Annotated in this window: 12 protein-coding genes; 7 read left to right on the top strand and 5 right to left on the bottom strand. The window is 48.8% G+C overall.

Annotation, left to right across the window (positions count from 1 at the left end):
* Positions 1 to 17: 17 nt before the first annotated feature.
* From ilvN to GJR95_RS11370, 4 genes are all read right to left on the bottom strand, one after another.
* Positions 18 to 551: an acetolactate synthase small subunit gene (gene ilvN, locus GJR95_RS11385; protein WP_162385977.1), complete on the bottom strand. Its 534-nt coding sequence runs from the start codon at positions 549 to 551 to the stop codon at positions 18 to 20.
* 73 nt (positions 552 to 624) lie between these two features.
* Positions 625 to 2,385 carry a biosynthetic-type acetolactate synthase large subunit gene (gene ilvB / locus GJR95_RS11380; RefSeq protein WP_162385976.1) on the bottom strand — a complete coding sequence of 587 codons (1,761 nt, stop codon included), beginning with the start codon at positions 2,383 to 2,385 and terminating at the stop codon, positions 625 to 627.
* Between the two features lie 85 nt (positions 2,386 to 2,470).
* Positions 2,471 to 4,171, bottom strand: a complete 1,701-nt coding sequence (ilvD, locus tag GJR95_RS11375) for a dihydroxy-acid dehydratase (RefSeq protein WP_162385975.1) — start codon at positions 4,169 to 4,171, stop codon at positions 2,471 to 2,473.
* Positions 4,172 to 4,498: 327 nt separating this feature from the next.
* Positions 4,499 to 5,029 carry a DUF6252 family protein gene (locus GJR95_RS11370; protein ID WP_162385974.1) on the bottom strand — a complete coding sequence of 177 codons (531 nt, stop codon included), beginning with the start codon at positions 5,027 to 5,029 and terminating at the stop codon, positions 4,499 to 4,501.
* Between the two features lie 632 nt (positions 5,030 to 5,661).
* Here GJR95_RS11370 and GJR95_RS11365 point away from each other — a divergent pair.
* The 7 genes from GJR95_RS11365 to GJR95_RS11335 all read left to right on the top strand — a co-directional run bounded on the left by GJR95_RS11365 (position 5,662) and on the right by GJR95_RS11335 (position 17,358).
* The gene (locus tag GJR95_RS11365) at positions 5,662 to 6,915 is read left to right on the top strand and encodes a GDSL-type esterase/lipase family protein (protein WP_162385973.1); all 1,254 of its coding nucleotides are present in this window, start codon (positions 5,662 to 5,664) and stop codon (positions 6,913 to 6,915) included.
* Between the two features lie 10 nt (positions 6,916 to 6,925).
* Positions 6,926 to 10,408 carry a PVC-type heme-binding CxxCH protein gene (locus GJR95_RS11360; protein WP_162385972.1) on the top strand — a complete coding sequence of 1,161 codons (3,483 nt, stop codon included), beginning with the start codon at positions 6,926 to 6,928 and terminating at the stop codon, positions 10,406 to 10,408.
* A 225-nt stretch (positions 10,409 to 10,633) separates the two neighbouring features.
* A complete protein-coding gene (locus GJR95_RS11355; RefSeq protein WP_162385971.1) occupies positions 10,634 to 14,092 on the top strand; it encodes a DUF1553 domain-containing protein in 3,459 nt (1,152 codons plus the stop codon).
* A 61-nt stretch (positions 14,093 to 14,153) separates the two neighbouring features.
* Entirely contained in the window at positions 14,154 to 15,620 is a 1,467-nt protein-coding gene (locus tag GJR95_RS11350) for a DUF1501 domain-containing protein (RefSeq protein ID WP_162385970.1), read from the top strand.
* A gap of 286 nt (positions 15,621 to 15,906) precedes the next feature.
* A complete protein-coding gene (locus GJR95_RS11345; RefSeq protein WP_162385969.1) occupies positions 15,907 to 16,242 on the top strand; it encodes a hypothetical protein in 336 nt (111 codons plus the stop codon).
* 83 nt (positions 16,243 to 16,325) lie between these two features.
* Entirely contained in the window at positions 16,326 to 17,138 is an 813-nt protein-coding gene (locus GJR95_RS11340; protein WP_162385968.1) for a universal stress protein, read from the top strand.
* Positions 17,139 to 17,202: 64 nt separating this feature from the next.
* On the top strand, positions 17,203 to 17,358 hold the full coding sequence (locus tag GJR95_RS11335) for a hypothetical protein (protein WP_162385967.1): 156 nt from the start codon (positions 17,203 to 17,205) through the stop codon (positions 17,356 to 17,358).
* A 34-nt stretch (positions 17,359 to 17,392) separates the two neighbouring features.
* On the opposite strand, the gene hemN is transcribed toward GJR95_RS11335, so the two are convergent.
* Positions 17,393 to 18,757: an oxygen-independent coproporphyrinogen III oxidase gene (gene hemN / locus GJR95_RS11330; protein WP_162385966.1), complete on the bottom strand. Its 1,365-nt coding sequence runs from the start codon at positions 18,755 to 18,757 to the stop codon at positions 17,393 to 17,395.
* Positions 18,758 to 18,762: the final 5 nt, after the last annotated feature.

Genomic DNA, 18,762 nt, shown 5'->3' with positions numbered 1-18,762 from the left:
CGGAATGACGGAAAAGATTACAGATAGTAAGCCCACTCGGATTCGGGTAGGTACTCGACCAACCCTTTCTCCGTTTTACCCACTGCTACCCGGCCCGAGCGAACAAATTCAAGAATATCGTACTGTTTGATGTACCCGAAAAACTCAAAAATTTCGGTGTCGTTGCCGGTTTTCTCGATAACAACATAGTCGAGCCCCCAGTAAACCACCCAGGCTTTGTATTGCTGATTGATTGTCTCAACGTCCAGGGGTTTGCTGCCTAATGGTGTCGATACCTTGAACAGAGCAATTTCGTTATACACAATTTCCTCGTTGAGGTAACCGAAAACGGCCAACACTTCCACGATCTTGCGAATCTGGCGAACGAGTTTCTCCACCTCTTCCCGCGATTCGTGTTTGATCACAATCGTAAACCGGGAAACGCCCTTACGTTCAGTTTCCGAAACCGTCAGACTCTCGATGTTGATGCGTCGGCGTGTGAAAATAATCGTGATGCGATTCAGCAATCCGATCGTATTTTCAGTGAATATGCAAATGGTGTAAGTCGTCATAGTTCGTGGTGTCGGGTTTAAAACCTGACACGGTTTTGGATGTATGCCGGACAGACAGCCGTCCGACACCACGTTATTTTAGTCGAATCTGGGCAACGCTGGTTCCGGCAGGAACCATCGGGAACACGTTTTCCTCTTTCTCAACAATTACTTCGAGCAGAAACGGACCATCATGATTGAGCATGGTATCAAGCGCATCCGACAGGCTTTCCCGTTTGTCGCAGGTCTGGCCATCCATGCCGAAACCTCTGGCAATGGTAATGAAGTCAGGATTTTGTAGTTCAACGAACGAATACCGACGCTCATGGAACAACTGTTGCCACTGACGTACCATACCAAGGAAATTGTTATTCAGGATAATCGCTTTAACGGGTTGTTTATTCTGAACAATGGTTCCAAGCTCCTGTAAGGTCATCTGAAAACAGCCGTCGCCGATAATGGCCACAATCTGGCGATCAGGCGCTCCAACCTGTGCACCGAAAGCGGCTGGCAGAGCAAACCCCATTGTACCCATGCCCCCCGATGTGACCAGACTATTTGGCCGACGGAACTGATAATAGCGGGAAGCCATCATCTGGTGCTGCCCTACGTCGGTAACTAAAACAGCTTCGCCGTTCGTCTTCTTCGAGAGCATGTCAATTACCTCGGCCATCCGGATTTTACCTTCTGTACTGGTTAATTCCGGCAGTGTAATTTGCTCATACTCAATCGTATCGTACTTGCGGAACTCATTGCGCCAGATGGTGTGATCGTTGGGTTCAACGAGGGCGGTCAACGCCTTAAGTGCCTCTTTGGCATCACCAACAACCGGCGCGTCGGCCCGAATGATCTTATCAATTTCAGACGGATCGATCTCAATATGAACGACTTTTGCCTGTTTGATATATTTGCTGGCATCACCGGTTACGCGATCGTCGAACCGCATACCAATGGCAATAATCACATCGGCCTGATCGGTCATTACGTTAGGCCCATAATTACCATGCATTCCTAACCAGCCTACATAAAGCGGGTGATCAGTTGAAATGGTTGACTGACCAAGTAGTGTAGTTGCAACGGGGATACCCGTTTTTTCGACGAATAATCGTAGTTCATCTTCAGCTTTGGCGATTTGCACGCCGTGGCCAACAAGCACATAAGGGCGCTTGGCGTTGTTTATTAAGCGAGCGGCTACCTCGACCTGCTCCTGCTTGGGTATCCGACGCGGACGGTAACTAATGATGCTCTGGCAACGTTCGTAAACAAACGGCTTGGTCATCAATTCCAACTGGGCACTTTTCGTCATGTCGATTAACACTGGACCCGGCCGACCCGACTGAGCAATGTAAAAAGCCTTCGACAGGATTTCCGGCACCTCATCGGCATTGGTTATCTGGTAATTCCATTTTGTGATCGGCATGGTTACACCCATCACGTCAGCTTCCTGGAAAGCATCGGTCCCAAGAAGCCGCTTGGCAACCTGACCCACAATGCAAACCATTGGCGTCGAATCGATCTGGGCATCGGCAATGGCTGTAACCAGATTCGTAGCCCCCGGCCCTGACGTGACGAGGCAAACGCCCGCACGGCTCTGCATCCGGGCGTAACCCTGAGCCGCATGACCAGCCCCCTGTTCGTGGCGTACCAGAATGTGGTTGATGCGGTCCTGATAATCATACAGGGCATCGTAGACGGGCATAATGGCTCCACCAGGATACCCAAAAATGGTATCGACTCCTTCGGCTACCAAACCCATCATGAGTGCTTCCGAGCCTGAAATTAATTTCGGTACCGTATTAGAAACCGATGGTGTTGTTTCGATAACTTCTGGTGCGATGCTGGCGATTGCTTCCATGACGTATGGTCAGTTTTAAGTCTTTAGCTTGTTGTTTCGCTCAATTTTATTCGAATAGGTCTTCTGAAAGACAATGAAGAATGGCTTAATCTTCATCTGTTACGCAACCTTCACTAGCTGATTTTACACTTCGGATATATTTGCCCAATACACCTTTGGTGAATGGGGGAGCTGATTGTGTCCAGCGGCTTCGGCGATCAGCGAATTCGTCATCTGAAATGTGTAACGTAAGCTGGCGGGATACGGCGTCGATTGTGATACGGTCGCCATCTTTAACGAGGGCAATCGGCCCACCTTCATAGGCTTCCGGAGTAACGTGACCCACAACAAAGCCATGCGTGCCTCCCGAAAACCGACCGTCAGTAATCAGCGCAACTTTATCGCCGAGGCCAGCGCCCATAATCGCGGAGGTTGGTTTCAGCATTTCGCTCATACCAGGGCCACCTTTAGGGCCAGCATTGCGAATAACGATGACCTGACCGGGCAGAATTTCACCTTTTTGCAGGGCATCAATCACTTCGCCTTCATGCTCACATACTTTGGCTGTACCATCAAATTTCAGGCCTTCTTTCCCTGTAATCTTGGCAACTGATCCGGTAGGAGCAAGGTTACCCCTTAGAATCTGAATATGACCCGTTTTCTTGATCGGATTACTTAAGGGCCGTACAATTGATTGCGTATCAAAATCCAGCGTTGGTATCTCTTCCAGATTTTCGGCTATGGTTTTGCCCGTTACTGTCAGGCAATCGCCGTGGATAAGGCCATTCTGATAGAGATATTTCATAACGGCTGGAACACCTCCAATAGCAAGCATATCTTCCATATAATACTTACCACTCGGCTTCAGATCAGCCAGGAACGGCACGCGATCACTAATGGCCTGAATCTCATCGAGTGTGAGCGGTATGCCAGCAGCCCTCGAAATCGCCAGATAGTGCAACACGGCGTTAGTTGAGCCGCCAAGTGCCATGACAACGGTCAGGGCGTTTTCGAGTGATTTGCGATTGATGATTTCTTTAGGCGTAATACCGCGCTCCAGTAATACCCGCATCGCTGCACCAATTTTTTTGCATTCTTCCTGTTTGCCTTCGTGTGTAGCCGGGTAGCTACTACTGAAAGGCAGGCTTAACCCCATGGCTTCAATGCTGCTGGCCATTGTATTAGCCGTATACATACCGCCACAGGCACCAGCGCCCGGAATCGAGTTTTTAATAACACCTTCGTAATCTTCGTCGGAAATATTACCGGCATATCGTTTACCCAGTGCTTCAAAAGCCGAAACGATGTCCAATTTTTGTCCTTTATAATGCCCGGACCGGATCGTACCGCCGTATACCATGATACTTGGCCGGTTAAGCCGGGCCATCGCCATAATAGCACCAGGCATGTTTTTATCGCAGCCAACTACCGTTACAACACCGTCGTACCACTGGGCAGTAACGACTGATTCAATAGAATCGGCGATGAGATCACGGCTAGGCAGCGAATAACGCATGCCATCGTTGCCATTGGTCATGCCATCAGATACGCCAATTGTGTTAAAAATTAGCCCCACGAGTCCGTTTGCCTGAATGCCCTGTTTTACGTAAACGGAGAGGCCATTGAGATGCATGTTGCAGGTGTTGCCTTCATATCCCGTGCTGGCGATGCCAATCTGGGGTTTTTGCATGTCGTCTTCAGTAAGGCCTACGCCATAGAGCATGGCTTTTGCGGCTGGATTACTGATTTCCTGCGTAAGGGTACGACTAAAACGATTTAATTCGGCGGTCTGTGGTTCGGCGATCATCTTAAACAATTAGCGAAATTTCGCTGATAGTGTAATAACGCCGTAAATAAAAATGAAGTTTTCCTGAAAGGCAAGAAAAATCGGATTATTTACTGATTAACTTTTATGAGCTGTCGAAAACGTCCTCAAAAAATTAAAAGGCACGTATACACTTTATATGATTAAAATTTAAAGAGTTAGTTATTCTTATTGCTCCCTAACGCATAGTACTAAGTACACATCATTGATCACGTAGATTAGAAGAATTCATAGGCAACCTGATTGAAGTGTTTTATCCTGCCAGGTAAAGTTGCGCTTAGCACGGTCACCCGTTCGGGCAAGAACTGATTACAGATTGTTCATATTGATATCGAATCGGCCCTCGGTGACGTGCACGATCTCTTTACTCACAATATATTGCGCGTCAAATTCGAAGGTTCCCGACACAATCCGATTGAGGGTGTCCAGGCGCGTGATCACTAGTTTGCCCGGATTTGACTCTATTGTATTAAAAAGCCTGAACTGGTTATCGTAGTAAATAGCGAAGGGGTCATTATATCCATTTGCCAACTTATTCGTACCAATCACCCCATTGGGCAGGGTTAACTGAACGCGGTCTTTGGTGCTGGCATTGGTATGAATAAACAGATAAAAAGAGGTGGCGCTTAATTGCCTGAATTCTACTTCGATTGCCTTGGCCGCTGGTCCCTGGTCGTTACGAATGCCATTGGCTACCCAAACCTTACCATTGATCTTGCAGCCAAATGTATTGAGCCCTTCTGTGGTCGGTGCTGGCAAGACGTCTTCTTTGGGCTTACAGCTTGCGGCCATTAAAAATCCCCAGGCAACCAGTAGCAGAGATTTGAGGAAATAATTCATAGTACAGAAAGGTTATCGGCTAAAAATCAGCACAAAGAAATAGGTTTCTAAAAAATCGTTGACAACTTGTTTCAGCTCTTAGTTAATAAAGTGTATCGTATTGTGCAGTATACTTAAAGGTCAACCTCCAAAGCATGATCGCATTGATTGAGGGCATTGGTGATGCTGGACTTGCAGCATAATACCAGGCAAAAACTTAAGCTACATGTTGGAATTGCTCACTGTTGGACTTAAAAGGGGAAATATAGCTCAGCGCTGACCAGGCTGCCGGCATAGTATCTTTGTTGCCTATTGTACCGCCGGGCGGCTATTCAATCGGACTATTCCAGTTTAATCCTGATTCGATACTGAACATGAGTTTTCATTGAGTAAATCAGGTTTTGTTGAAACTTTCCTACGTATGATCTTGAAGTACAATGATGAACTCATACGGATTTCAGCGAAAAATTGAACTGATTCCTGCGGTCAAGTTTGCCTCAACGGTACTCTTGTCAATTATTGATTTAACCTTCAGTAGATTATAGGTTCTGATTCAGGAGAAGTTACCAGAAAGTAAAAACGTGTAATCGCTTCGACACACTTTAATGAGAATGTTGCTGATGATCAGCCTGGGTATGTTAACAAAAAAAAGTATGGGAAGGCGTAAGGTAGTGGCCATCCTCGGGTATAGTTTATTCGTGCTTCTTTATCGCCCTGACGGATTGGCCTTTGCGCAGAATAAACCCCAGCCTGTGGCAGAATCACTTAATTCTCCCTTTGAGCTTAAGAATGGCGATAGAGTGGTTTTTCTGGGGAATTCGCTATTCGAAAATGATTTTCAGTACGGTTATATTGAGCTGGCCCTGACAACCCGATGGCCCGACCGGGATGTTACTTACCGGAACATCGGCTGGACTGGCGATAATGTGTTCGGCGTTGCCCGCAGCACGATTACAAATCCGCCTACTGCCTATGAATTGCTGATGGAACACCTTACAAAAGCACAACCAACTGTTGTTTTTGTGGCATATGGTGGCATTGAAGCGCAGGACGGTGAGGCTGGGCTTCCCGCTTTTAAAGAAGGATTAACTAAACTGATCGACAAAATTGACCAGCTTGGGGCAAAAGCCGTTTTGTTATCACCCATTCCAATCCTATCCGCCGACTCGGCTCAAAGCGTGGTGAAACGCAATGCCATGCTGGAACTGTATACGGCCACAATAGCTACCATAGCCAGGGAGCGTGGCAAACGGTTTATCGATATTTTCAAACCGATTCAGGAAGCCGGTAAAAACGTAGCACTTACCGAAAACGGCATTCACCTGAATGAAACCGGCTACTATAATCTGGCGAGTATTCTCGAAAAAGGACTGGGGTTGGGCCCACGAACTGAGCCGGTTGCCATATCGATTTCTAAAAGTGCAGCGGAAACTACGAATCCGGCGAAAATTCTGGATTCTGGGACAAATGCTACCGGACTGAAATTCACGATCGAGGAACGTTACCTTCCACTGCCACTGCCTTCGGGCGAATCTGGCTTAACAACTCCTGGACAGGTGGTTAAAATATCGGGCCTGAAAAAAGGATTTTATACCCTTACAATCGACAATTCGGAGGTAATAACCGCATCGGACAAACAATGGGAAAAGGGAGTCGAGATCAAACAGGGGCCTTCAGTTGAGCAAGCGCACGAATTGCAACAGATGGTTTTGAAAAAGAATGATCTATTTTTCTTTCAGTACCGACCGCCGAATACGACCTATATTCTTGGTATGCGTTCCCATGAGCAGGGTCGGCATGCGAAGGGATTGGAAGATCAAAGCCTGATCATCAAATGGTTAGAAGGGCAGATCGCCTTAGTTCGCACACCTAAGTCAAGAGTTTATCAACTTACCCTTCTGAAGTAATAAGAACGTCATGAAAACAAGATGGTCCCTGAAGTTCTTCCGTAGACTGATAATCATCCCAATCATCTTATTGATTACCTCATCCGCCAATCAGATTGATCGAAAAGACGATCCTGATCCAGATGTGAAGCGTGAACTTGAGTCTTTCAAGGTTGCCGATGGTTTCGAGGTAACGCTGTTTGCGGCTGAACCACTGGTGGCCAAGCCCATCCAGATGAACTGGGATGCCGATGGCCGACTGTGGGTGGTGAGCAGTACGGCGTACCCGCACCTGAAAACGGGTGAGGAGGCAAACGACAAGATTTTTGTTCTGGAAGATACCGATGGGGATGGTAAGGCCGATAAATCAACCATTTTTGCCGAAGGTTTGATAACACCCACTGGTATTCTGCCAGGAGATGGTGGCGTCTATGTGGCCAATTCAACGGAAATTCTCCATTTCGCGGATACCGATGGGGATGGCAAGGCCGATAAAAAGCGTCGGATTTTAAACGGCTTTGGTACCGCCGATACGCATCACCTAATTCATACTTTCCGATGGGGACCCGAAGGCCTGCTTTATTTCAACCAGTCCATCTACATCTATAGCCACGTTGAAACGCCGTCGGGAATCAAACGCCTGGAAGGTGGTGGTGTCTGGCAGTTAAATCCTAAAAAACTCGAACTTGACATCTACGCCAAAGGATTGGTTAATCCGTGGGGCTTGCAGTTTGATCGCTGGGGGCAATCCTTTCTGACAGATGGGGCTGGTTTTGAAGGAATCAATTATGCATTTCCGGGAGCCACATTTCTTACCTCGCCGGGTGCTGCCCGAATTCTTCGCGGGCTAAATCCGGGCCAGCCCAAGCACAGTGGCCTGGATGTGATTTCGGGCCGTCACCTTCCTGAATCCTGGCAGGGTAGTGTCATTACCAACGATTTTCGGGCTAACCGCATTAACCGATTTAAGCTGGAAGAACAAGGCAGCGGGTATGCCTCCAAGCAGGCCGAGGATTTATTATGGACGGACCATGTTGCCTTTCGGCCTGTAGACATCTCGGTTGGTCCGGATGGTGCTATTTATGTGGCTGATTGGTATAACCCCATTATTCAGCATGGTGAGGTAGATTTTCATGATCCGCGCCGGGATCATGAGCATGGCCGTATCTGGCGGATCATTGCCAAAAACCGCCCTTTAATTAAAAAACCGCAGTTAAGTAAGGCCAGTGTCAGCGAGCTTTTAGAAACCCTGAAGTTGCCGGAAAACTGGACTCGCTCACAAGCCAAGCAGGTTCTGAAAGCGCGCGGTGCTAAAGACGTGATCCCAGCCCTTGAAAAATGGATTCAGGATTTAGATAAAAAGGATGCTGACTACGAGCACCAACTGCTGGAAGGACTTTGGGTGTATCAAACGCTTGATGTGGTGAACGAGCCACTTCTGCTTCGGCTGTTGAAGGCAGAAACGCACAATGCCAGGGCAGCTGCATTGCGGGCACTTGAATTATGGTATCCTAAATTGACCAATGTGCCAAGTCTGCTTACCGTAGCCGTAACGGACAAGCACCCTCAGGTGCGTCTTGAAGCCGTGATTGCCCTCCGGAAAGTACAAACGGCCGAGGCCGCCCGTACAGCTTTATCGGTACTGGATAATCCAATGGACGAATTTCTGGACTTTGCCCTCTGGCAGACGGTTCGTGAACTGGAACCGTTTTGGATGTCCCGGCTGAAAACAGATCCCGAATTCTTTGGTGATTTCCGCAAAACCACCTTTGCGCTCAAGTCGGTCAGCAACCCTGCTTCGGTTTCTCGACTGGCTCAGTTGTATCAACAGAATCGGATTCCCGAAGAATACCAGAAGGACGTGCTGGGTTCGCTTGCTAAATTCGGCAGCGCTGCCGATTTGACGATTCTTTTTGATAAAGCCGTTCAGGCGAATACGGGTTCGGGTAAATCAGTGGCGACTCAGTTGGGTGCCCTCGAAGAAGCCGCTCGACGGGGCCTAAAACCTGAGGGCAAGTTGAATCGGATTACCGGTATTATCGAAAATGATGATGAAGCCATCTCTACAAGCGCCATCCGGTTGATTGGTTTATGGCATCTGGATGAGCAGAACGCAGCCCTGGTCAGCCTGGCTCAAAAAGAAGATAAAAGCAAGCGAAAAGCCGCTCTGGAGTCATTGGCCGCTTTGGGGAATGAGCAGGCCAGAAAGTCACTGGTTGACATGACCAGCGGAAAAAATCCGGTTGATCTGCGGCTGGCAGCGGCTTCTCAACTGGTTTCTCTGAACGTTTCGGAAGGGGCCAGAATTAGCGCTGATCTGTTGCGGACTTTACCAGCACAAACGGACGTATCTGAACTTTTTCAGGCATTTTTAGTCAATAAGCAGGGCGTGCGTGCGCTCGCTGACGAGCTGACAGCCAAAAAGATACCAGAAAACAGGGCAAAGGAAGGTCGGCAGATCGTGCAGCGTAACCTGCCTTACAACCGGCGTAATGGCGAAGATGTTAAGCTCCTGACGCAGGCACTGGAGGCCTCAGGTGGTGTTTTACTCCCCGAAAAGATGCCTCAGGAGCTTACTGCTCAGGAAATCAGCAGTCTGGCGAAAACAGCAAAAGAAACCGCTGATCCTGTTAAAGGAGAACTGGTATTCCGGAAAAGCAACCTTACCTGCCTTACCTGTCATGCGATTGGCGGAGCTGGAGGGCGTATTGGTCCGGATTTGAGCAGCCTGGGAACGAGTTCTCCCGCCGAAACCATCATCCGATCCGTTCTGTACCCAAATCTATCCATCAAGGAAGGATATGAACTTCAGCGTATCGTGAAAAAAGATGGTAGTGAGCAAATGGGCTATCTGGTTGGTAACGGCACCTCCGAACTAGTGATACGCGATGTGAGTGGTTTAGAAGTTGCCATTCCCAAAAGCCAGGTCAATGCCATTGAAAAAGTACCTGGTTCGCTGATGCCTCCGGGATTGACAGCCAGTTTAGACAAAGAAGAGTTTGTCAATCTGATTGGATTTCTGTCGAAAATGGGCGAGTCGGGGAAATTCCGCGTCCCCACAGCCCGATTTGTGCGTCGCTGGAACACCGTTTCTGCCACTAAAGAACTGACCCGGAAAATCCTGGCCGATGGACCAGGCTATGTTACGAAGGATAATGCAAAAGTGGCCTGGCAACCAGCTTATAGCAAAGTTTCCGGCGACCTGCCTTTGGATGAACTGGCGGTCGTTGATGTGAATGCTGGTAAACAATACAGCTTCGTTCGGTTCGATATTGAAGTGATCAGCAAAGGCAATGTAAATCTGGCCATTAACTCAACTGCTGGTTTAAGTGCCTGGGTAGGCTCAAAACCGCTAAAACTCACCGATCAGGGAATCGTTGCCGATTTTGCTCAGGGTGTTCACTCGATCACGGTGGCTATTGACAGAACCCAGCGTAAAGAAGGTCCACTTAGCATTCAACTCCTGGATGCTGAAAGTTCACCCGCTCAAACAAGGCTTGTAATTGGGCGATAGAACAGGCCGAGGGAGAAGAAGACTGCCGGTCATTTAATCAGAGGGGTTTAGACTACAAATCAAGTCTACAAACTGACTTTGCCGCTATTAATGCAGCTTGTAATAGTGTTTGGAACAAAAGTCAAACGTTAAAATTGAACGATAACCGGGTAAAATAGTACTGTGCTATTGGTTGTATCTTCACTATTTTTGTAAAATAGTATCATAATCAATTGGTTCACTTGTATGCCTGTCTGGTCTGACATACGATTTCGGTGTATTCTGTTCAGCTCAACGGTTGGGTTGTTCTGTACGTCAGTCTGGCTTACGTCCTGTCAGAAATCGGTTGAGAAACCCGCCGAATTGATAGCTGCTGAGGTTCACTTACCCGAAAAAGTCGATTACAACCTGCACGTTAAGCCTATTCTTTCGGATCGCTGTTTTGCGTGTCATGGTCCCGATAAAGCAAAACAACAGGCCGGTTTACGGCTGGACACACCCGAGGGTGCTTATGAAGCCTTAGCGAAAAGCGGTCATACGGCCATTGTACCGGGAAATCTGGCCGAGAGCGAGTTAGTACGTCGCATCATCAGCACTGATCCTGAGGAGATGATGCCTACGCCCAAATCGAATTTAAGCCTGAACGCTGAGGAAAAAGCCATGCTGTTGCGCTGGGTCGAGCAGGGGGCCGAATACAAAAAGCATTGGTCGCTCATTGCGCCAACAATGCCCGAAATACCGAAGGTTAAGGATGAAAAGTGGGTAAAAAACGAAATCGATCGGTTCGTATTGGCTAAGCAGGAGGGTCAGAAAGCAGGCCACGCACCTGAAGCCGACAAAACAACGCTGCTTCGTCGGGTAAGCCTGGATTTGACGGGCCTCCCACCGACTGCTGCCGAGGTCGATGCGTTTCTGGCCGATAATTCCCCAAATGCTTACGAAAAAGTCGTAAACCGGCTGCTAAACAATCCGCATTATGGTGAACGACAGGCAGTAGAATGGCTCGATGTAGCTCGCTATGCCGATACGCATGGGTATCAGGACGATGGACTGCGAACCGTATGGCCATATCGCGACTGGATCATTCGGGCTTATAATCGTAATCTTTCCTTCGATCGGTTCATTACGTGGCAGTTGGCCGGTGATCTATTGCCAAACCCGAATCGGGATCAACTGATTGCGACGGCGTTTAATCGGAACCACCAGCAAAGCCAGGAGGGCGGTATTGTCGATGAAGAATACCGGGTTGAATACGTAGCCGATCGGGCTAATACGTTCGGTAAAGCCATGTTGGGGTTGACGGTCGAATGCGCCCGCTGCCATGATCACAAATACGATCCGATCAGCCAGAAAGATTATTATTCACTGTTTGCCTTCTTCAATAGTAACAATGAACGTGGACAGATTCCCTACAATGGCGAAGCTGCGCCAACCGTTACACTCACTAAGCCCGAAACCGACGCTAAACTGAAATTCATTCGTGAAAAACTTACGCCCTTAGAGCAAAAGTTAAACCCGAATCGTCCCGATTATCAGCAACGGTTTGGGCAGTGGCTGGCAAGTGCACCGCAACATGTAGGCTCGTCAACCGATTCAGGATTAATCGCGCATTATACATTCGATGAAGCTGATCGGACCGACATCAGTGCGTATGTGAAAGCCGAGAACGAAAAGAAAAAACTGGAAGACGCTAAGCGTAAAAAAGAAGAAGTGAAGAAGGCTCAAACGACGAAACCAGACAGTAAGAAACCTGAAAAGAAGGAAGCTCCTAAACGTAAAACAAAGGAAGAACTCTGGAAAGATCCGCGTAATGCATTTGTAAACACGGTAAATGATACGCTTCCGGCGCGGCTCGGTGGCGACCCCGATAAGGTGCCTTATGCGGTTCCTGGCCGCTTCGGAAAAGCCCGTTTCCTGCCGGGCGACAGTTTTATTGAGCTTCCCTGGGGGTTTGGCGCTTTTGAGCAAAATCAGCCGTTTACAGTAAGCAGCTGGTTTAATCTGGCTAAGCCGCAAACGGCTCTTACACTCATGGGACGCACGACCGGACCCATGGACGGTCAGCGCGGTTATCAACTCGATCTACTGGCCGATGGACGACTGAAACTTACCTTTAACCATGTATGGCCAGCCAATGCGATCGATATTGAGTCGGTTGATAAAGTGCCGGTTCACCAGTGGTTTCAGGTCGCCTTTACCTACAATGGTATGGGTCGTGCCAGCGGCCTGACGCTTTATCTGAATGGCAAAGCTGTACGCACGAAAGTGGTGGCCGATAATCTTATTCATAGCATGGTGTATGGAAAAGATCGTACACACTGGGCGCAGCATACGTTCTATGTGGGCCGGATGCACGATTATTTCTACAAAGATTTCGCGGTTGATGAGTTGCGTATCTACGACCGTTGCCTGGCACCGATCGAAATGCCCAAACTAGCTGGTCAGCCCGATGCGCTTACCGCAGCCCTGCGCACTCCGGTAACAAATCGTAGCCCCGTGCAACGGACAGGTCTGTACACCTATTACGTAACCACCCAGGACTCTGTATATCGTGATGAGTATGCCAAAGCCATGAAACTCCGTGGCGAGCAACTGATGCTTTATACGAATTCAGATCAGGTAATGGTCATGCAGGAGCGGTCGGTGCCGCGCGAAACGCACTTATTGAAACGGGGGGCTTATGATGCGCCGGGAGAAGTTGTTACGCCTGCTGTATTGCATAGCCTGAATCCTATACCTGAAGAATGGCCTAAAAACCGACTTGGTCTGGCCAAATGGTTATTGATGCCCGAAAATCCTTTGTTCGGACGGGTAATGGCCAATCGGTTCTGGCAGCAATATTTTGGGCAGGGGCTGGCCAAAAATAGTGATGATTTTGGCAATCAGGGCGCACTGCCGACACACCCGGAATTGCTGGATTATCTGGCTGTAAAATTCCGGGAATCTGGCTGGAATGTCAAAGCGATGCATAAACTGATCGTTATGTCGGCCACTTATCGGCAGTCATCGAGTGTTTCCGAAAAAGCACGGGAAGCCGACCCTGATAATGTTTTCCTTACTCGGGGGCCAAGCTATCGGATGTCGGCCGAGCAGGTTCGTGACAATGCACTGGCCGCCAGTGGCTTATTGAATCAGCGCATTGGTGGGCCAAGTGTTCACCCTTACCAGCCGGCTGGGATCTGGGAGGCTCTGGCTACACGCAACGCCGTAAAGTATGTGCAGAACCATAATGATAGCCTCTATCGGCGGTCGATGTATACGATCTGGAAGCGGAGTTCGCCCCCGCCCATGATGCTCAATTTCGATGCTGCCGAACGGCATACCTGTATTGTGAAGCGTCAGAAAACCAGCACGCCCTTACAGGCATTGGTGACGCTCAATGATCCGCAGTTTGTGGAAGCTGCCAGAGTACTGGCGCAGAAAAAACTGGGCGAAGGGAAAAAGGAAGAGCCAGAGAAAGGAGTGATCGAATCCGTCTTTAAAGCGGTTATCAGTCGTCCCGCCCGAGTGGAAGAGCTTAACCTGATGAAGCAGCTCTACGCGGAAGAACTGGCCGATTTCAGGAAGAACCCAAAACGAGCCACGGAACTGCTGGCAGTGGGCGAATATCCTGTTGATAAAACACTCAATCCGGCCGAGCTAGCTGCCTGGACAGTCGTTACGAGTACAATAATGAATTTCGACGAAGCGATTATAAAACGATAGTCATACGTTCTGCGCGCTGTCCATTCGTGGCCTGCGATAAGGACTACTATTGACGACTCTTATGGATATTCAGGACGAAATACATGATCAACAAAGCCGCCGGACATTTCTCGGTCAGGCCAGTGCGGGGCTAGGCACGATTGCGCTGGCGTCGCTGCTGAATCCAACCAGTTTATTTGGCGGTACCACCACGTCGGCAGACCGGCCCGGCGAAAATCCGGCGGTGGGTAAACCACACTTTCCGCCGAAGGTGAAGCGGGTCATTTATCTGTTTCAGAGTGGAGCTCCCTCGCAGCTGGAACTGTTCGATTATAAGCCCAGACTTGAAGCCATGTGGGGGCAGGATTTACCCGAGTCGGTTCGCAAAGGACAGCGTCTGACAGGTATGACTGCCGGGCAAAGCCGTTTTCCACTGGCTGCATCGAAGTATAAATTTGCTCAGTATGGCCCCGGTCAGATGTGGATTAGTGAATTGCTGCCACATACGGCTCGGATTGCCAGTGATCTGACCTTTATACGTTCGTTGCACACTGAAGCCATTAATCATGATCCTGCCGTAACATTCTTTCAAACGGGGAGCCAGCAGGCTGGCCGACCCAGTTTCGGGTCATGGATTAGTTACGGACTAGGCTCCGATAATCAGAATCTTCCTGCTTTTGTCGTTCTGCTTTCTAAAGGCCGCAATGGTGATCAGCCGCTTTATGCCAAACTCTGGAGTAATGGCTTTTTGCCGTCAGTGCATCAGGGCGTCGTGTTTCGGTCAGGACCAGATCCGGTTTATTACCTCAATAATCCGCCGGGCATCGATAAAACCAGCCGCCGTCGGATGCTCGACTATCTGACGAAACTGCATCAGGAGCAGTTTAAGCACGTATTGGACCCCGAAATCAACAGCAGGATGGCACAATACGAAATGGCTTATCGGATGCAGACCTCCGTGCCTGAAACGCTGGATATTTCTAAGGAGCCAGACTATATTTTTGATATGTATGGCCCCGAGAGCCGCAAGCCCGGCACATTTGCGGCCAATTGCCTCTTAGCCCGGAAGTTGATCGAAAAAGACGTAAAATTCGTGCAGTTATACCACCAGGGCTGGGATCAGCACGGCAATTTGCCCAACGATATCAAGATTCAGACGAAGAGCGTCGATCAGCCGTCGGCGGCCTTGATTATGGATCTTAAACAACGGGGCTTACTGGACGATACGCTCGTGATCTGGGGTGGTGAGTTCGGGCGTGGTGCCTATTCGCAGGGTAAATTGACAAGAGATAATTATGGCCGGGATCACCATCCCCGTGCGTTCTCGGTCTGGATGGCGGGAGCCGGTGTTAAAAAAGGGATGGTCTACGGTGAAACCGATGATTTTGGCTACAACGTTATCCGTGATCCGGTGCATGTGCATGATTTTCAGGCAACGGTGCTGCATCTGCTCGGTGTCGATCACGAAAAATTGACCTTCAAAAGTCAGGGCCGACGTTATCGTCTGACTGATGTCCACGGGAAAGTGGTCAAGCCGCTGCTGGCGTAGAGTTAGGTAGCATTTGTTTAGTTGCGGCAATTCGTGGTGTAGGCCCGGATTGCCGCAATTCGTTTTTATAACCTGACGCCAACCGTCACATCTCCAATACGCGATCATCTGTTTTCAGAAGAAAACACGGATTGGCCAGGACGTAATTTATAAAGCCCTGATGGCTAGTTTGTTTGACTGGTTGTGCCGCATGTACCTAATCATAATCAGGTACATGGCTGATCTGCATCATATAGCAGAAGGGCTACGGACTGTTGTTTTGTAGCATAATCTAACGCTTAAGACAATGGCAACGCTCACACACTCAACAACTGCTTATACGCACTCCCAGGAGGCTAACTGGATTACCACCTATAAAAACTTTGTCACTAAGGCGGAGTTCAACCGAATTGGATGGGCCGCTACGTTTGTAGCCATTCAGGGCTGTATACTATCTCCGGCTTTGCTACTGGTCATGGCCTACATGGGTGGTGGCGACTGGCAGTTTTTAGTCAGCAATCTGTGTTTTTTAGCCGTGTTGATTCCCGTGCTATCCGTATTGCCGATGAAGTACATTTTCCCATCATTTGCCATGAGTACGGTAATTCATCTGGCCATAATTCTACTCGATATCCTATCGTAAAGAATCGGTTAGCGTATCCCTAAACCGACTAATTCACCACTATTCATCGGCCCGTGTAGTTGGCCACTCAGATTTGTATTGTTATGAAAACGATTGTTCTTGCTACTGATTTTTCCCACAATGCCAATCAGGCCGCCCGGTTTGCTGTTCAACTGGCTCGTGACTGGAAGGCCGAATTGATTCTGCTTAATGCGTATCATTTCTGGCCCGATAATCCAGCTAAATCCGGCGATTTCCCATTGAGCGAAGAGGCCATTCGGGAAACCAGCGAAAAGAAGCTCAGGCATCTGGCCGATGAATTAAGGGAAGTAGCTGTTGTGCCTATTCACTGTCTGGTACAGGAAGGGCATACAATGAATGCTATTCGGGCTGTAACGAAAGCGAAAAATGCAGACCTGCTCATTATGTCGACGGTAGGGACAGCGCCTAAAAGTACGCAGCTACTGGGCAGCATAGCGACCGGAATGGTGGAAGAAACCGAGGTGCCACTTCTGTTGATTCCTCCCGGCATTGGCTATGCGGGTATAAAAAATATCGTACTGGGAGTCGACCTGGCAATTCCGCCTAACGCTATAGCCTTAGAAACGGCACTGGAATTCGCACGGGCCTCAGACAGTTTGATCAATGTAATTTGCATTACCGAGAAACCGAATAATCCTGAATTAAGAGATCGAGCCGAGCATATCCGGCGACTATTGCTTCAGGTACCCCATACCATGAGCCTGATAAATGGAAGCGAAGTGTATGATACGTTACTCCAGTTTTCTCACGACAATAAAGCCGATCTGATTATGATGCTACCCCAGACCCGAAGCTGGCTCTGGAAGTTATTTTCAGAAGGTGAAACGCAGCGTATGGCCCGGTTGACAGATATTCCGCTTTTGGCCGTTGTCTGATTTTTTATAGAACAAAACTTTCGCAAAACCCCGTACCACGGTTATTAGAGCGTCATGGTTAACCGTGGCACGGGGTTTTGCGAAAGTCCTGTATAATTCCGTTTCTAAACGCACCAATCCGATCAATCTGCTATCACAGATTGACCGGATCGAATTTTATAACACGAAACAAACCCGCGAAAGTCTGCTAATTGGCAGAAAAGTGGGTTTTTATTTGTAGTTCAACTGGCTGGTTTGTTTTGCCCGTGAGCTAATTAGACAGTTTGCGAGAATAACCGGGTTTGAGGCTGGGCATAGTTAAGTCGTTCATCGAACGCCATGCAGATATTTCGCAGAAACGGCCGACCTTCGGGGCGCACCGATAGTCCTTCAACATCATAGTCCAGCAAGCCGTCGAGCCAGAATTCTTTCAGGCGGTTGTTCAAGGTTTCCCACTCTCGTTTTGACCAGCTGCCCAGCGGCCAGCAGGTTTTTCCCTGGCACATGATATTCAGAATTTGCTGGCGCAGGAATTGATCCTGATCATCGAGAATGTGGCCGCGCAATAAGGGCAAATCACCTGCCAGAACTCGATTCATATAGCGATTAGGGTCTTTTTCATTCTGGGCAAACGCTGACCAGCCATCACTGATCGACGATGCGCCAAGACCGAGTAAAACGCGTGTTTTAGTCGTCGTATAGCCCATAAAGTTCCGGTGAAGAGTGCCTGTTTGTACGGCATTATAGAGCGAATCATGAGGGCGTGCAAAATGATCCATGCCGATTTCTGCGTAACCTGCCTGCTCCAGTAACGCTCTTCCGGTTTCGTACAGAACTCGTTTTTGATCTCCGCTGGGGAGATCTTCCTCACGAAATCCCCGCTGTCCGTTTATGCCTTCAATCCAGGGCACATGGGCATACGAATAAAAGGCAATGCGGTCGGGTTGAAGGGTCAGCGTTTTATGAATTGTGTCGATTATAGAATCGGGCTTTTGGAAAGGCAGGCCAAATACTAAATCATGGCTGATCGAGGTATACCCAATTTGGCGAGCCCAGCCGGTTACCTGTCGAACATTCCCGAACGGCTGAAGGCGGTGAATGGCCCGCTGCACAATTGGCGTGTAGTCCTGCACACCAAAACTCACCCGTCGAAATCCAAAATTGTAAAATAACTGAAGATGTTCGCTGGTTGTGTTGTTAGGATGTCCTTCCCAACCATAATCAGGCGATTCTGTTGGCGTGGTCCGCTTAAAAATACCCGTCAGCAATCGGTTAAGTTGTTCGATAGAAAAGAAACTGGGTGTTCCTCCGCCCAAATGAAGTTCGGCGATGCGGGGCCGGTCTGGCAATAAGTCGCAATATAGATTCCATTCTGCCAGTAAAGCATCAACATAAGGGCCTTCAACGGTATGATTGCGGGTAATGTGCTTGTTGCAGCCGCAAAATGTACACAGACTTTCGCAATAGGGCAGGTGAATGTACAGACTGATGCCTGTAGTGCTGTTGCTGATCGAAAATGCCCGTTGCAGGTGGCGCACCCAGGCGGTTTCACTGAACGTGGTTTCGTCCCAGAACGGTACGGTCGGGTAGCTGGTGTAGCGTGGACCGGGTACGTTGTATTTCTGAATTAGCGAGTTCATTGTCG

Source organism: Spirosoma endbachense (genome assembly GCF_010233585.1).
Taxonomy (GTDB): Bacteria; Bacteroidota; Bacteroidia; order Cytophagales; family Spirosomataceae; genus Spirosoma; species Spirosoma endbachense.
Note: the sequence above shows the minus strand (reverse complement) of the source record. Positions and strands in the feature narration are given on the sequence as shown.

Bases quoted from the DNA above. Each gene is read 5' to 3' on its own strand.
- GJR95_RS11370 (WP_162385974.1), bottom strand. From the start codon at position 5,029: ATGAATTATTTCCTCAAATCTCTGCTACTGGTTGCCTGGGGATTTTTA.
- GJR95_RS11350 (WP_162385970.1), top strand. From the start codon at position 14,154: ATGGATATTCAGGACGAAATACATGATCAACAAAGCCGCCGGACATTT.
- ilvD (WP_162385975.1), bottom strand. From the start codon at position 4,171: ATGATCGCCGAACCACAGACCGCCGAATTAAATCGTTTTAGTCGTACC.
- GJR95_RS11360 (WP_162385972.1), top strand. From the start codon at position 6,926: ATGAAAACAAGATGGTCCCTGAAGTTCTTCCGTAGACTGATAATCATC.
- ilvB (WP_162385976.1), bottom strand. From the start codon at position 2,385: ATGGAAGCAATCGCCAGCATCGCACCAGAAGTTATCGAAACAACACCA.
- GJR95_RS11365 (WP_162385973.1), top strand. From the start codon at position 5,662: ATGGGAAGGCGTAAGGTAGTGGCCATCCTCGGGTATAGTTTATTCGTG.
- GJR95_RS11355 (WP_162385971.1), top strand. From the start codon at position 10,634: ATGCCTGTCTGGTCTGACATACGATTTCGGTGTATTCTGTTCAGCTCA.
- hemN (WP_162385966.1), bottom strand. From the start codon at position 18,757: ATGAACTCGCTAATTCAGAAATACAACGTACCCGGTCCACGCTACACC.
- ilvN (WP_162385977.1), bottom strand. From the start codon at position 551: ATGACGACTTACACCATTTGCATATTCACTGAAAATACGATCGGATTG.
- GJR95_RS11340 (WP_162385968.1), top strand. From the start codon at position 16,326: ATGAAAACGATTGTTCTTGCTACTGATTTTTCCCACAATGCCAATCAG.
- GJR95_RS11345 (WP_162385969.1), top strand. From the start codon at position 15,907: ATGGCAACGCTCACACACTCAACAACTGCTTATACGCACTCCCAGGAG.